Below are 14,940 nucleotides of genomic sequence, written 5' to 3'. Positions count from 1 at the left end.
TACTCCTTGAGTTCCAATTTAACTGGAACTAAGGACTTCGTCATTCAGGGGCAAGCTCACTCCCGCCTTCGCCCGGAGAAGACATATGCAACGAAGATTCGCCGCGCTGGCCCTGACGCTGGCCGCCTCCATCTGCACCTCCGCTTCCGCCCAGGAAGTCACCCTCAAGATCGCGCATTTCCTGCCCTCCGGCGCCCCGGCACAGAAACAGGTGCTCGAGCCCTGGTGCGCGGATCTCGCCCAGGCCTCCGATGGCCGGATCGCGTGTCAATTTTATCCAGCCATGCAGCTCGGCGGCACGCCGGGCCAGCTGGCCGATCAGGCCCTGCGGGGCGTGGCCGACATCGTCTGGACGGCGCCCGGCTATTCGGCGGGCCGCTTTCCCGTGATCGAGGCCATGGAACTGCCCTTCGTCGTGCGCGACGCGGCGTCCGGCAGCCGTGCCGCCTGGAAGTTCTACGAGCGGCACGCCCGGAAGGAATTCTCGAAGTATAGGGTGCTGGCCGTGCACGTGGACGGCGGCGTGGCTCTGCACACCGCCAACCGCCCGGTGGCGGGCCTCGCGGACATCAAGGGACTGAAGCTGCGCACGCCCACGCGCATGGCCTCCAGAATCCTGGAGGTCCTGGGAGGGGAGCCGGTTTCCATGCCGCCCGGCCAGGTCACCGAAGCCATTTCCAAGGGTGTGGTCGATGGCGCCATGGGCGCCTGGGAAGTCGTGCTGCCCACCAAGCTGGACGAGGTGACCAAGTACCACATCCAGCCAAAGGCCGGCCAGACCTACCCGTCGACCACGGTGCTGGCGGTGCTGATGAACCAGCAGAAATACGACAGCTTGCCGGACGATCTGAAGACAATCATCGACGAGCGCAGCGGCCCGCCCCTGGTCGAGCGTTTCGGCAAGGTCTGGGACGACGTGGCCGCGCAGACGCGCGCCCGCGTCGAGTCGACCGGCGGCAAGGTGCTCGACATCGGAGAATCCGACCTTCGCGCCATGAAGAACGCGGCCCGGCCGGTCGAGGCCGCGTGGCGCGCGGAAATGGACGAGAAGGGCTATGACGGCCCGCAACTGTCCGACACCGCGCGCGCGTTCGCCCGCGAGTGACGGGGGCCGCCATGGATCGCGCAAATGCGGAAATGACCCGCCGCGGCGGCGGCTGGGGCCTGCTCAGCCGGCTGTCCGAGGCGCTGGCGCTGGGCGGGGGACTGCTGTTCATCGCCCTGGTCGCGATGTCGCTGGTGTCCATCGTCGGGCGCAAGCTGGGCTTCGGATCGATCACCGGCGACGTCGAGATGATGCAGGTGGGAACGGCGGTGGCCGCCGCCGCCTTCCTGCCCTACTGCACGCTGGTGGGCGACCATCTGCGCGTGGACATCTTCACGGAAAAACTGCCCGCCGCGGTCAAGGGCCGCGTGGACGCCGTGTGCGAACTGCTGTTCGGCGCCGTCCTGCTGACGCTGGCCTGGCGCACCGCGCTGTCGGCCCTGCACCTGCATGAGACCGGGGACTACACCACACTGCTGGGCCTGCCCATCTGGATGCCGGTGGCGGCCATGGTGCCCAGCCTGCTGCTGACGGTGGCGTGCTCGGCCTGGCGGGTGCGGGCGGCCCTGGGGCATGCGGGCTACCGCAGTCGCAAGGAGCAGATGGCCGTGGATCAAGGAGTATCGGCATGAGCGGAATCCTGATCGGCCTGACCGGCTTCGCCGGATTGCTGGTGATGCTGCTGTGCCGGGTCCAGATCGCGATCGCCATGCTGCTGGCCGGCGTGGGGATCTATCTGGCCGCCAGCGGCGGGATGGCGACGGGCCTGCTGTATACCTTGAACGACCTGGTCTACGCGCGCCTGTCGAACTACGATCTGTCGGTGGTGCCGCTGTTCATCCTGATGGGCCAGTTCGCCACCCACGGCGGCCTGTCCAAGGCGCTGTTCGACGCGGCCGGCAAGCTGATCGGCCATTGGCGCGGCGGCATGGCCATGGCGTCCGTGGCGGCCTGCGCGTCCTTCGGCGCCATCTGCGGCTCGTCGCTGGCGACCGCCGCCACGATGGGCCAGGTGGCCCTGCCCGAACTGCGCGCGCACGGCTTTCCGGCCGTCTGGCCACGGGCACGCTGGCGGCCAGCGGCACGCTGGGGATCCTGATCCCGCCCTCGGTGCCGCTGATCATCTACGCGGTGCTGGTTCAGGATTCCATCGGCAAGCTGTTCATGGCCGCAGTGATTCCCGGCATCCTGGCCGCGTTGGGCTACCTGGTCGTGATCCGCATCCTCGTCACGCGCGATCCGGAATCCGGCCCCACCGGCACCCGGGCGCCCCTGTCCGAGGCCCTGGCCGCGCTGGTGCGCGTCGTGCCCATCATGCTGGTGTTCCTGGTCGTGGTCGTGGGCATCTATGGTGGCTGGGCCAATCCGACCGAGGCCGCGTCCGTCGGGGCGGGGGCCTGCGGCCTGCTGGCCCTGGCCGGCGGCATGGGCTGGACGGGTGTGCGCGAAAGCCTGCTGGGCACGGCGCGCGTCACCGGCATGATCTTCATGGTGCTGATCGGCGCGGACCTGCTGAATTCCTCGCTGGCCCTGTCGCAGATGCCGACCGAACTGGCCCGGTGGGTGGTGCACAGCGGCATGCCGCCCCTGATGGTGCTGTTCTCGATCCTGCTGGTCTATATTCTGCTGGGCTGTGTCATGGATTCCCTGGCCATGATCCTGCTGACGATCCCGATCTTCTACCCCATGATCATGGGTCTGGATTTCTTCGGCCCGTCGGCGGGCGACAAATCCATCTGGTTCGGCATCATGACGCTGATGGTGGTCGAGATCGGCCTGGTGCATCCACCCGTCGGCATGAACCTGTACATCATCAACAAGCTGGCCAGGGACGTCTCGATGAAGGAAACGGCGCTGGGAGTGATGCCCTTCCTGGCCTCGGATTTCCTGCGGATCATCGTGCTGGCCCTGTTCCCCGGCATCACCCTGTGGCTGATCCACGTCCTGGGCTAGTGTTCTGTTTGAATGGGTCAAACAGGACGCCGGCAACCCGTCCGTCGCCGAAACATGATGAAAACAAAGACCATCCTGCTCCCCGACGCCGCCGTGTACGGCGTCATCATGAACGACACCGTCAGCGTGTCGCGCCTGGGCGAGGCCGCGCTGCAGCCGCCGTACGAGGGGCTGCCGGCCGCTCCGGTCCTGTACCTCAAGCCACGCAACACCTGGATGCCGGACGGCGGCGCCGTGCGGCTGCCGGCCGGCGAGCATGCGGTCGAGATCGGTGCCGTGATCGGCCTGCGCATGGGGCGGGATGTCGCCCGGCTGCGGCTGGAATCCGCTCTGGAGGCCGTCGATGCCTGCCTGCTGGCCGCCGACCTGAGCCTGCCGCACGCCGACTACTATCGGCCGGCCATCCGCCAGAAATGCTTCGATGGATCTCTGCCCATGCGGCTGCTGCCGCCGCGCGCGGTCCGCGAACTGTCGTCCCTGGTCCTCGAAACCTGGATCGACGGCGTCCGCCGCGAGGAGCGCAGCCTGGCCGACCTGCTGCGCGCGCCGGCCAGGCTGCTGGCCGATGTGACCGAATTCATGACCCTGCGCCAGGGCGACGTGCTGCTGACCGGGGTCGTCCACCGATCGCCCGAGGCCCGGGCGGGGGCTTCCGTGCGTGTCGAAGCGCCGGGACTGGCCCGGCTGGGATTCACCGTGGAAACCGAGGAGGAACCGGCATGAGGCACGCGCGTATCGCCTGGCAAGGCGCGATCCATGCGGTGGTCGTCGAGGATGACGGCACGCTGCGCCTGGCCGACGGCCGTGCGGCCCCTTCGGAGGGAGTCGTCTGGCTGCCGCCGGCGCGGATCGGCACGGCCTTCGCGCTCGGGCTGAACTATGCCGATCATGCCGCGGAGCTGGCCTTCAAGGCGCCTGAGGTTCCGCTGGTCTTCCTGAAAGGCCCCAACACCTTCATCGGCCACCGGGCGGCCACCCGGCGCCCGGAGGGGGTGCGCAGCATGCACTATGAATGCGAGCTGGCCGTGGTCATCGGCCGCGGCGGGCGCGGCATCCGCCGCGAGCACGCCTACGCGCACGTCGCCGGCTACACCGTGGCCAACGACTATGCCATCCGCGACTACCTGGAAAACTGGTACCGGCCCAATCTGCGGGTGAAGAACCGCGACGGCTGCACGCCCATCGGTCCCTGGATGGTCGACCGCGATGACGTGCCCGATCCCATGACCCTGGCGCTGCGCACTCGCATCAATGGCCAGGTCGTGCAGCAGGGCACGACCGCCGACATGATCTTCGACATCCCGTTCCTGATCGAATACTTGTCGTCCTTCATGACCCTGTCGCCGGGGGACGTGATCCTGACCGGCACTCCGCAAGGGCTGGCCGAGACCCGACCCGGGGACGTGGTCGAAACCGAGATCGAATCCGTGGGCCGCCTGGTCAACACCATCGTGGGCGACGAGGCCCTCCATTCCCCAATCTCCAACCAGGGATGAGTCATTCATGATCAAGCATCTGATCGCCGGGCGCGAGGTCGAAAGCGCCGACGTTTTCGAAACCCTGAACCCCGCGACGGGCGAAATCCTGGCCGAAGTCGCCAGCGGCGGCGCCGCCGAGGTCGATCGGGCCGTGCGGGCGGCACAAGAGGCCTTTCCGGCCTGGGCGGCCCGGCCGGCCGCCGACCGCGCGGCCATCCTGCATCGCCTGGGCGAGCTGATCACGCGCGACGTGCCCGAGCTGTCCCGCCTGGAAACCCGGGACACCGGCCAGGTCATCGGCCAGACCGGCAAGGCGCTGGTGCCGCGCGCGGCCAATAACTTTCATTTCTTCGCCGAGCAGATCCAGCGGCTGGACGGTGAAAGCTATCCCTCGGACACGGGCCACCTGAACGTCACGATGTGGCAGCCGGTCGGGGTCTGCGCCCTGATCTCGCCCTGGAACGTGCCCTTCATGACGGCGACCTGGAAGCTCGCACCCTGCCTGGCGTTCGGCAACACGGCCGTGATGAAGATGAGCGAGCTGTCGCCCCTGACCGTGGACCGCCTGGGACGGCTGGCCCTGGAGGCCGGTGTGCCTCCGGGGGTGTTCAACATCGTGCACGGCTACGGCGCCACGGCCGGAGAGGCGCTGGTGTCGCATGCCGGCGTGCGAGCCGTGTCCTTCACCGGCTCGACCGCCACCGGCCACCGCATCGTGCGCGCCGCGGGCCTGAAGAAGTTCTCCATGGAACTGGGGGGCAAGTCGCCGTTCATCGTGTTCGACGACGCCGACTACGAGCGGGCGCTGGACGCCGCCGTTTTCATGATCTTCTCGAACAACGGCGAACGCTGCACGGCGGGCAGCCGCATCCTGGTCCAGCGCGGCATCTACGAGCGCTTCCAGGCCGACTTCGCCGCCCGGGCGCAGCGCCTGGCGGTGGGCGATCCGCTTGATCCCAAGACCATCGTCGGGCCGATGATCTCGGCCGGCCACCTGGGCAAGGTCACGGGCTGCATCGAGGCCGGCCGGCGCGAAGGTGCCCGCCTGCTGTGCGGGGGCGGCACGCCGGACGTGGGTGCGGCCTTCCGGGGCGGCAACTGGGTCCAGCCCACTGTCTTCGCCAATGTGGGCAACAAGATGAGCATCGCCCAGGACGAGATCTTCGGCCCGGTGGCCTGCCTGATCCCGTTCGACGACGAGGCCCAGGCCCTGGCCATCGCCAACGACACGCCCTACGGGCTGTCGTCCTACGTCTGGACCGAAAGCACCGGTCGGGCCCTGCGCATGGCGCGCGGCATCGAGGCCGGCATGGTGTTCGTCAACAGCCAGAACGTGCGCGACCTGCGCCAGCCCTTCGGCGGCGTCAAGGCCTCGGGCACCGGGCGCGAGGGCGGCCATTACAGCTACGAGGTGTTCTGCGAAGCCAAGAACATCTGCATCTCATATGGGGATCATCCGATCCCCCGCTGGGGCGTCTGAACTCCAGCCAACATTGCCTCATCATCCCCCTACGGAGGAGACACCATGGGTAAGCTCGCTTTGACCGCGAAGATCACGCACGTGCCGTCGATGTACCTGTCCGAGCTGGACGGGCCGCACAAAGGCTGCCGCCAGGCCGCCATCGATGGCCACGAGGAAATCGGCCGCCGTTGCCGTGAACTGGGCGTGGATACGATCGTCGTGTTCGACACGCACTGGCTGGTGAATTCCGGGTATCACATCAATTGCGCCCCCCATTTCAAGGGCGTGTACACCAGCCATGAACTGCCGCACTTCATTCGCGACATGGCGTATGAATACGACGGCAATCCGGCGCTGGGCAAGCTCCTGGCCGATGCCAGCACGGCGGCCGGCGTGCGCACGCGCGCGCACGAAATCGCCAGCCTGGAACTGGAATACGGCACGCTGGTGCCGATGCGCTACATGAACGCGGATCGCCAGTTCAAGGTGGTCTCGGTGGCCTCGCTGTGCACCGTCCACGACATGGAGGATTCGGCCCGGATCGGCGCGGCCATGCGCCGCGCGGTCGAGGAGCAGTACGACGGCACGGTCGCCTTCCTCGCCAGCGGCTCGCTGTCGCATCGCTTCGCCCAGAACGGCGTGGCGGAGGATTATCTGTTCAAGATCTGGAGCCCGTTCCTGGAAACCGTGGACCATGCCGTGATCGACATGTGGAAGCGCGGCGACTGGGCGACGTTCTGCGAAATGCTGCCCGAATACAACGCCAAGTGCCATGGCGAGGGCAATATGCACGACACCGCCATGCTGCTGGGCGCGCTGGGCTGGGACCGGTATCGGGGCCAGGCGGAAATCGTCACCCCGTATTTCGGCAGCTCGGGCACAGGTCAGATCAACGCGGTCCTGCCGGTCCAGTAAATCCCGGCTTTCCCGGTCCCGCGCGGCCGGCCCCGGCGGGCCGCGCGGATCGCCCCCCGGCGCCGGGCCGGGGACCGATTCCCGCATCCAGGGTCACATACCATGGCACATCTGATTTTCGAATATTCAGGCAATCTCGCTCAGGAAGGCGACATGCCCGGCCTGCTGCGCAAGGCCAACCACGTCCTGATCGACACCGGCCTGTTTCCGCCGGGCGGCATCCGCTCGCGCGCCTTGCGCCTGGAGGAGTATTGCGTGGCCGAGGGCGACCACGACGACGCCTTCGTGCACGCCACCGTCAAGATCGGCGCGGGCCGCGATCCGCAGGCTGTACGCGACACCGCGCAGGCGCTGTTCGACGTGATGAAGCGGCATTTCGATGCGCTGTTCCAGCGCCGCACCCTGGCCCTGTCCCTGGAATTGTCCGAATTCTCCGAGGCGGGTACGCTCAAGCACAACAACATCCATGCCCGCTATGCCAAACGCTGACACGGCCGCCGCCGCGGTTGCCGCCGATCGTCCGCGGACGCCCGCCCAGGGGGGCCTGTCCAGGGACGCCATCGCCCGCGTCGCCGCTTCCCTGCGCGAGGCCGAGCGCACCCGCATCCAGGTGCGCGCGCCGTCCCTGGACCATCCAGAGATCACGATCGAGGACGCCTACGCCATCCAGAGCGAGGGCATCCGCCTGAAGCTCCAGGAAGGCCGACGCGTCATCGGCCGCAAGATCGGCCTGACCTCGCGCGCCATGCAGCGGTCCTCGCGGATCGAGGAACCCGACTACGGTGTGCTGCTCGACGACATGCTGTTCGAGAACGGCCAGGATATCCCCTTTGAACGCTTCATCGCGCCCATGGTCGAGGTCGAGCTGGTGTTCCACCTGACTCGCGACCTGATCGGGCCGGACGTCACGCTGTTCGACGTGCTGGATGCCACCGACTACGTCATGCCCGCCATCGAGCTCATCGATGCGCGCTGTCATCGCGTCGATCCGGCGACCGGGAGGCCGCGCCTGGTGATGGACACGATCTCGGACAATGCCGCCGACGCCGGGCTCGTGCTGGGCGGGCGGGCGATCCGTCCCATGGACCTGGACCTGCGCTGGGCCGGCGCGCTGCTGATGCGCAACGGCGTGATCGAGGAAACCGGGGTGGCCGCCGGAGTGCTGAACCACCCGGCCAACGGCATCGTCTGGCTGGCGCGCAAGCTGGCCCCGCACGGCGTCGGCCTGACGGCGGGGCAACTGATCCTGTCGGGGTCTTTCACGCGGCCGGTGGCCGCCCGTCCCGGGGACACCTTCCACGTCGATTACGGCCCCCTGGGCAGCATCTCCAACCGTTTCGTTTAGGGTCTGTTCACACTAATCTGTCCCTTTCGGCCCTCGCTTAGGAGAACCCGCATGTCCGCACTTCACAATTCGTTCAAGGCCACGCTGCGTGGCGACGGTACGCCGCGCATCGGCCTGTTCCTGGGCCTGGGCGATCCCGGCGTGGCGGAACTGCTGGGCGGCACCGGCTTCGACTGGCTGCTGATCGACGGCGAACACGGCCCCAATGACCTGCGCACCGTCCTTGCGCAACTGTGGGCGCTCCAAGGCGGCGAGGCCGATGTCCTGGTGCGCGTCGTCGACCACGATCCGGCGCGCATCAAGCAGATGCTGGACATCGGCGTCCAGTCCCTGCTGGTGCCGATGGTGGACTCGGCCGAGCAGGCCAGAGACCTGGTGCGGGCCACCCGCTACCCGCCCGCCGGGATCCGCGGAGTGGGCACGGCGATGGCGCGCGCGGCGCGCTGGAACGGGGTGCCGGACTACCTGGGGCAGGCCGATGGCGAGATCTGCCTGATCGTCCAGGCCGAATCCCGCGCCGGCCTGGAGGCCCTGGACGACATCCTGGCCGTGGACGGCGTGGACGCGGTGTTCATCGGCCCCTCGGATCTGGCCGCTTCGATGGGGCGCCTGGGCAGCCCGGACCACCCTGAAGTCCGCGCCGCCGTGCTTGGCGCCATCGGGAAGATCGCCCGCAGCGGCAAGGCCGCCGGCGTGTTCGCCACCCGCCTGGACGCCGCCCGCGTCTACGTCCAGGCGGGCGCCCGTTTCGTGGCTCTGGGCACCGATACGTTGCTGCTGCGGCAGTCGGCGGCCGGCCTGGCGCAGGCCTTTCGCTCCGGCGCCGACCAGGCGGCCGGGACCGGGTATTGACGATTCGGCCGGCGTGCCCGCGCTGTTTCGGGCGGCTTCTTTCCTGTCGCCGGGCACCGCGCCCTGGAGAGGGGTGCGGCCTGCTCGCCGCAAGTCGGATCAATAGTTGATATCGGATCAGTGTTTTCCCGATGGAACAACTCGCAAGGTCATTTGTTCCATTGACGGGACATTAGGACATCCATAGAGTTCCCTTCATGGGAACCTCAATGCCTCTTCCGAAATATCACCAGATCTACCTCGTCTTGCGCGAGCAGCTGCAGGAGGGGCGTTTCGATCTGGACGGCGTGCCTGGTGAGCATGCGCTGGCCGATCAGTTCAATGTGGCCCGCATCACCATCCGCAAGGCGATGGAAATGCTGGTGGCCGATGGGCTGGTGTCGCGTCGGCCCGGACTGGGAACCTGGCCCGTGCGCGGCAAGGTGGGCGCTCACGGTGTCGCGGCGGCCGGCAAGCCGCAGAAGGCGCACCTGACCGGCTTGCTGGAAAACATCGTCAACATGGGATTGCGCACCTCGGTGCGGGTGCTCGACAGCGCGCTGGTCGGCGCGTCGCCCGCCGTGGCGGATGCCCTGGGCATCGACCTGGGCGCGCCCGTGCACAAGAGTCTGCGCGTGCGCAGCACCGAAGCCGGCCCGCTTTCCTACATCACCACCTATGTGCCGCAGGCCGTCGCCGATTTCACCCGCGAGGATCTGGAGCGCGAGCCGCTGCTGATGTTGCTGGAGTCAGCCGGCGTGGAGTTCGGCGGCGCGACGCAGACCATTTCCGCGCGCCTGGCCGATGCGCAGATCGCTCGTCACCTGGACGTGTCGGTGGGTTCGGCCCTGTTGTCGGTGACGCGCGTCGTGCATGACATGAATGACCGGCCCGTGCAGTTGCTGTCGGGTCTGTACCGGCCGGATCGCTATCAGTATCAGTTGCAGCTGTCACGCGTCGGCAGCATTGACGCGAAGGTCTGGGTCAGCGAAGAGCTATCGGCCCAATTTCATTGATTCCCCTGGAGATCTTTCCATGAGCTCGCGTCGTACCTTTCTATGCCAATCCGCCGCCGCCGCGGCGATGTTGTCCTCGCCCTGGATCGTCCGCGCTCAAGGCGTCGCGCCGGTGAAGGTCGGCGTGCTGCACCCGGTGACCGGGGCGCTGGCCTATTCCGGGCAGCAATGCCGGCTGGGCGCGCTGCTGGCCATCGACGATGTCAACCGGGCGGGGGGCATCAAGTCCCTGGGCGGGGCGCCCTTGAAGGCCGTTCTGGGCGATGCCCAGTCCCGCCCGGAGGCCGGTTCGGCCGAGGTGGAGAAGATGAATCAGGAAGGCGTGTCGGCCATCGTGGGCGCGTATGCGTCGGCGATCTGTCTGGCGACGACGCAGACCGCGGCCAAATACGACCTGCCGCATGTGGTGGACGTGGGCGTGGCCGACCAGATCGTCGAGCGCGGCCTGAAGAACACGTTCCGTTTCGGCCCCGGTTATCGGATGTGCAGCGAACGCGCGATCACCGACCTGGCCGCCCTGAACGACGCCGCCGGCAAACCGGCCAAGACCGTGATGATCGTCCACGAGGATTCGCTCTTCGGCACAGGCACGGCGGCGCTGCTGTCCAAATCGTTGCCGCGGCACGGGTTCGAGGTGATGGACGTGCTTAAGCACCCGAATCCCACCAGGGACTTCAACAATATCGTGCTGCGGATGAAGCCGGCGAACCCCGACATTGTGATTCCAGCCAATTATTACAACGAATACGCCCTGCTGCTGCGCGCCATGAGGCAGCAGAAAGTCCAGCCGAAGGCGATCTATTCGGTACTGGGAGGCGCCGCCTCCAGGTAGGAGGCTGCGCTGGACCGCGCGGAATCCTACCTGGAGGCGGGCGCCGATGCACTGTTCGTCGAGGCTTTGCGCACGCCTGAGCACATGCGGGCGGCCTGCGCGCGTTTCGCGCAGCGCGCGCCGCTATTGGCCAATATGGTCGAGGGCGGCAAAACACCGGTGCAGGGGGTCGATGCGCTGGCGGAGATGGGGTTTCGCATCGTCATTTTCCCCGGCGGCACGGCGCGGGCGGTGGCGCATACCTTGCGGGACTACTACGGCAGCCTGCGCCGTCAGGGCTCGACCCTGCCCTGGAAGGACAGGATGCTGGATTTCGACGGCCTGAACGCCGTGATCGGCACGCCCGAACTGCTGGAGCGGGGACGGCGCTACGGTGGCTGAGGCCGTGTCGTCAGAACGGCAGTTCCCGTCCAGGTAGCAGTTCGGCGATAGCGGCGCGGAATTCGTCCTGGATCCGCGCGAGGGCCTCGGGCGTGTCGCCCTCGAAGCGCAGCACCACCACGGGCGTCGTGTTGGACGCCCGCGCCAGGCCGAAGCCGTCCGGATATTCGGCGCGGATGCCGTCGATCGTGACGCGGTCCGTGGCGCCGGGGAAGCGGCCCTCGGTCTGCAGGCGGCGGATGAAGGTGTGCGGTTCGCCCTCGGCCATGGGCAGCTTCAGTTCGGGGGTGGAGACTCCCTGGGGCAGGGATTCCAGCACCTGGCCCGGATCGTCGCTGCGCGACAGGATTTCCAGCAGGCGGGCGCCGGCATAGAGGCCGTCGTCGAAGCCGTGCCAGCGCTCCTTGAAGAAGATGTGGCCGCTCATTTCGCCAGCCAGGGGCGCGCCGGTCTCCGCCAGGCGCGCCTTGATCAGCGAATGCCCCGTCTGCGACATCAGCGGCGTGCCGCCGGCCTCGCGGATGGCCCGGCCCAGGTGGCGGCTGCACTTGACGTCGAAGATGATGTCCGCGCCCGGTTGGCGCCGCAGGATGTCGCGCGCGAACAGAATCATCTGGCGGTCGGGCCAGACGATCTGGCCGGAACGAGTGACCACGCCCAGGCGGTCGGCGTCGCCGTCGAAGGCCAGGCCCAGTTCGCAGTCGGTGTTTTGCAGGTGGGCGATCAGGTCCCGGAGATTGGCAGGGTCCGCCGGATCGGGGTGGTGGTTGGGGAACAGGCCATCGACCTCGCAATACAGTTCGTCGACCGCGCAGCCCAGCGCCCGGAACAGGCGCGCGGCGGCCACACCGCCCACGCCATTGCCGCAGTCGATGGCGATGCGCATGGGGCGCGCCAGACGGATGTGGCCGGCGATCTCGCGGATGTAGGTATCCACCAGGTCCGTGGCGACGCTCAGCCCCGGGGTCGCGCCCGCAGGCGGCTGGATGCCGTCCATGGCCTGGCGCAGGGCCTGGATGTCGTCGCCGTGCAGGGTGCGCCCAGCCATCATCATCTTGAAGCCGTTGTAGTCGGGCGGGTTGTGGCTGCCGGTGACGGCGACCCCCGAACCGCTGCCGTCGCGGCAGGCGGCGTAGTACACCAGGGGTGTGTGCGCCAGGCCCAGATCCACCGTATTGATTCCGCCCGCGTGCAGGCCGGTCTTGACGGCATGGGCCAGCCCGCGGCTGCTCAGGCGCCCGTCGTAGCCGATCGCCAGGCTGCGCACGCCTTCGCGCCGGGCCTGGGCGGCCAGGGCAAGCCCCAGGCGGTGCGCGAAGGGCTCGTTGATCTGTCCGGGCACGGTGCCGCGGATGTCGTAGGCCTTGAAGACGGCGGAAGGCAAGGAGTCGCTCATGGGGTGTTCCGGCGGAAAAATCGGCTAGGGAAGGTCTGAGCCAGTCGGGCGGAAAGCGGGCGCCGCGGATCGGGATGGGATGCAAGGCGCGAACCGCAGCCATCGCCGGTGCTATGGCGAGGATGAGCAACGCCGCAGACCGCCCGAGACCGCAGATGCACGCGGCGTGAGGACTGGTTCAGACCTTCCCTCCATTATCGCCGATTAGAATAGAAGGTTCTTGTCATCGAAAGGCCCCTTCCCCATCGTCGGGCCGCTGGATTACGAAAGCCATGGATCATCTGGATGCTTTGCGCGCGACGGTCGGCGCCGCGCAGGTGCTGACCGGCGCGGATGCGCTGCCCTGGGAAACGGACTGGCGAGAACGCTATCGCGGCCGGTCGCTGGCCGTGGTGCGGCCCGGCACGACCGACGAGGTCGCCGCGGTCGTGCGCCTGTGCGCGCAGGCCGGCCTGCCGGTGATTCCCCAGGGGGGCAACACCGGGCTGTGCGGCGGGGCGACGCCCGACGACTCCGGCCGGGCGGTGATCCTGTCGCTGCGGCGCCTGAACCGAATCCGCGGCATCGATACCGACAACGACACGATGGAAGTCGAGGCCGGCTGCGTCCTGCAGTCCGTGCAGCAGGCTGCGCGCGAGGCCGGCCGGCTGTTTCCCCTCAGCCTGGCGGCCGAAGGCAGCTGCACGATCGGCGGTAACCTGGCCACCAACGCGGGCGGCACGCAGGTCCTGCGCTACGGGAACATGCGCGAGCTGGCCCTGGGGCTGGAGGTCGTCACCGCCCAGGGGGACGTCTGGCACGGTCTGCTCGGCCTGCGCAAGGACAATACCGGCTATGACCTGCGCGACCTGTTCATCGGCAGCGAGGGCACGCTGGGCATCATCACGGCGGCGACCCTGAAACTGCATCCGCTGCCGGTGGCGCGCTGCACCGCGCTGCTGGCCCTGGATTCGATCGAATCGGCCATCGCCATGCTGGGACGTGCCCGCGCGGGCCTGGGCGCTTCACTGACCGGCTTCGAGCTGATGGCGGGCGGTTGTCTCCAGGACGTGGTGCGCTGTTTCCCGCAGCAGCGCCTGCCCTTCGAGGGGCCGTCGGCGGACATGCCCTGGTACGCGCTGCTGGAACTGTCGGACAGCGAGTCCGAGGCCCATGCCCGCGAGCGTTTCGAGGTCGTGGTGGGCGAGGCCATCGAGGCCGGCGTCGTTCTGGACGCGGTGATCGCCGAGTCCATGGCGCAAAGCCATGCGCTCTGGCACCTGCGTGAAAGCATTCCCCTGGCGGAAAAGGAATCCGGCAAGAGCATCAAGCACGACGTCTCGATCCCGGTGTCGCGCATGGCTGAGTTCGTCCTGGGCACCAATGCCGCGCTGCAGGCCGCGTTCCCCGGGATCCGCCACGTGATCTTCGGCCACCTGGGCGACGGCAACCTGCACTACAACGTCGCGCGCGGCGCGGACTGGGCCGAAGGCCGGTTGCTGGCGCGCCAGGACGCGGTCTACGAACTGGTGCACGACCGCGTGCACGCGGTGGGCGGCTCGATCAGCGCGGAACACGGGGTGGGGCAGCTCAAGCGCGACGTGCTGCCGCACTACAAGGATCCGGTGGAAATGGCCCTGATGCATCGCATCAAGTCGGCCCTGGATCCCCGGGGCATCATGAATCCAGGCAAGGTGCTGGCCCCCTGAAATCCGGCCCGGGCTCGCAGCGCCTGCCGGCCGCCCGGCGGATTCGGCGGGTCCCTGAAGGGGTGGCGCCGCGCGGCCGGCCCGGCGCGCCGGCTGCCGGCCGGGGAGGGGTTCCGGGCTATGATGGCGCTTTCCTCCACTCACTTTGGAAGCTGTCGTCATGACCATTCAGCGCATCGAACCGGGCGCCCGCATGAGCGGGGCCGTCGTCCATGGCAATACTGTCTACCTGTCGGGCCAGGTGGGCCACGAGGGAGACGACATCCAGGCCCAGGCGCGCACGGCGCTGGCCAAAGTCGATCGCCTGCTGGCCCAGGTCGGCAGCCACAAGTCCCGCATCCTGCAGGCCACGATCTGGCTGGCCGACATGGCCGACTTCCAGGCCATGAACCCGGTCTGGGAGGCCTGGATCGATCCCGCCAACCCGCCGGCCCGCGCCACGGGCGAGGCGCGCCTGGCCGCGCCGGGCCTGAAGTTCGAGGTGATCATCGTCGCCGCGCTCAACGGTTGAGCTTCGGCGCCCGGGCTTGTCACGTTGCGTTGCAAATGCACCTCGCCACTTGCAAGCGGTGAGGTGGACAAGCAACGCAGCATGGCG

General features: G+C 68.0%; 15 protein-coding genes and 2 pseudogenes. 16 read left to right on the top strand and 1 reads right to left on the bottom strand.

From position 1 onward, the window contains the following. The first annotated feature begins 85 nt into the window (after positions 1 to 85). The 14 genes and pseudogenes from ACTPOE_RS15420 to ACTPOE_RS15355 form a co-directional block, all read left to right on the top strand. On the top strand, positions 86 to 1,105 hold the full coding sequence (locus ACTPOE_RS15420; protein ID WP_458873120.1) for a TRAP transporter substrate-binding protein: 1,020 nt from the start codon (positions 86 to 88) through the stop codon (positions 1,103 to 1,105). Positions 1,106 to 1,116: 11 nt separating this feature from the next. Then, complete coding sequence (locus ACTPOE_RS15415; protein ID WP_458873119.1) at positions 1,117 to 1,677, top strand: TRAP transporter small permease; 561 nt, start codon at positions 1,117 to 1,119, stop codon at positions 1,675 to 1,677. Beyond that, on the top strand, positions 1,674 to 2,144 hold the full coding sequence (locus ACTPOE_RS15410; protein ID WP_458873118.1) for a TRAP transporter large permease subunit: 471 nt from the start codon (positions 1,674 to 1,676) through the stop codon (positions 2,142 to 2,144). Before ACTPOE_RS15415 ends, ACTPOE_RS15410 begins: the two co-directional genes overlap by 4 nt. Before the next feature lie 11 nt (positions 2,145 to 2,155). Then, positions 2,156 to 2,998, top strand: coding sequence for a TRAP transporter large permease (locus tag ACTPOE_RS15405; protein WP_458873117.1), 843 nt, complete (start codon positions 2,156 to 2,158; stop codon positions 2,996 to 2,998). 54 nt (positions 2,999 to 3,052) lie between these two features. Then, the gene (locus ACTPOE_RS15400; protein ID WP_458873116.1) at positions 3,053 to 3,721 is read left to right on the top strand and encodes a fumarylacetoacetate hydrolase family protein; all 669 of its coding nucleotides are present in this window, start codon (positions 3,053 to 3,055) and stop codon (positions 3,719 to 3,721) included. Next, positions 3,718 to 4,494: a fumarylacetoacetate hydrolase family protein gene (locus ACTPOE_RS15395; protein WP_458873115.1), complete on the top strand. Its 777-nt coding sequence runs from the start codon at positions 3,718 to 3,720 to the stop codon at positions 4,492 to 4,494. The genes ACTPOE_RS15400 and ACTPOE_RS15395 overlap by 4 nt, the downstream gene beginning before the upstream one ends. A 7-nt stretch (positions 4,495 to 4,501) precedes the next feature. Next, the gene (gene hpaE, locus ACTPOE_RS15390; RefSeq protein WP_458873114.1) at positions 4,502 to 5,956 is read left to right on the top strand and encodes a 5-carboxymethyl-2-hydroxymuconate semialdehyde dehydrogenase; all 1,455 of its coding nucleotides are present in this window, start codon (positions 4,502 to 4,504) and stop codon (positions 5,954 to 5,956) included. Between the two features lie 45 nt (positions 5,957 to 6,001). Continuing rightward, on the top strand, positions 6,002 to 6,853 hold the full coding sequence (hpaD, locus tag ACTPOE_RS15385; RefSeq protein WP_458873113.1) for a 3,4-dihydroxyphenylacetate 2,3-dioxygenase: 852 nt from the start codon (positions 6,002 to 6,004) through the stop codon (positions 6,851 to 6,853). Between the two features lie 102 nt (positions 6,854 to 6,955). Next, positions 6,956 to 7,342, top strand: a complete 387-nt coding sequence (locus ACTPOE_RS15380) for a 5-carboxymethyl-2-hydroxymuconate Delta-isomerase (RefSeq protein WP_458873112.1) — start codon at positions 6,956 to 6,958, stop codon at positions 7,340 to 7,342. Beyond that, entirely contained in the window at positions 7,320 to 8,198 is an 879-nt protein-coding gene (gene hpaH, locus ACTPOE_RS15375; RefSeq protein WP_458873111.1) for a 2-oxo-hept-4-ene-1,7-dioate hydratase, read from the top strand. The genes ACTPOE_RS15380 and hpaH overlap by 23 nt, the downstream gene beginning before the upstream one ends. Before the next feature lie 51 nt (positions 8,199 to 8,249). Further along, entirely contained in the window at positions 8,250 to 9,050 is an 801-nt protein-coding gene (locus ACTPOE_RS15370) for an HpcH/HpaI aldolase family protein (RefSeq protein ID WP_458873110.1), read from the top strand. Between the two features lie 197 nt (positions 9,051 to 9,247). Next, entirely contained in the window at positions 9,248 to 10,045 is a 798-nt protein-coding gene (locus tag ACTPOE_RS15365; protein WP_458873109.1) for a GntR family transcriptional regulator, read from the top strand. Between the two features lie 19 nt (positions 10,046 to 10,064). Further along, positions 10,065 to 10,871: pseudogene (locus ACTPOE_RS15360) on the top strand (ABC transporter substrate-binding protein); the annotation flags it as partial. 6 nt (positions 10,872 to 10,877) lie between these two features. Continuing rightward, positions 10,878 to 11,258, top strand: a pseudogene (locus tag ACTPOE_RS15355) (isocitrate lyase/phosphoenolpyruvate mutase family protein); the annotation flags it as partial. A gap of 10 nt (positions 11,259 to 11,268) precedes the next feature. Here ACTPOE_RS15355 and ACTPOE_RS15350 read toward each other — a convergent pair. Next, entirely contained in the window at positions 11,269 to 12,654 is a 1,386-nt protein-coding gene (locus ACTPOE_RS15350) for a phosphomannomutase/phosphoglucomutase (protein WP_458873108.1), read from the bottom strand. 272 nt (positions 12,655 to 12,926) lie between these two features. Here ACTPOE_RS15350 and ACTPOE_RS15345 point away from each other — a divergent pair, with 272 nt between their 5' ends. After that, positions 12,927 to 14,342, top strand: coding sequence for an FAD-binding oxidoreductase (locus tag ACTPOE_RS15345; protein WP_458873107.1), 1,416 nt, complete (start codon positions 12,927 to 12,929; stop codon positions 14,340 to 14,342). Between the two features lie 160 nt (positions 14,343 to 14,502). After that, on the top strand, positions 14,503 to 14,853 hold the full coding sequence (locus ACTPOE_RS15340) for a RidA family protein (protein ID WP_458873106.1): 351 nt from the start codon (positions 14,503 to 14,505) through the stop codon (positions 14,851 to 14,853). The last annotated feature ends 87 nt before the right edge of the window (positions 14,854 to 14,940 follow it).

It is taken from the genome of Castellaniella sp. WN (assembly GCF_054457555.1).
This window is presented reverse-complemented; position numbering and strand designations above follow the sequence as displayed.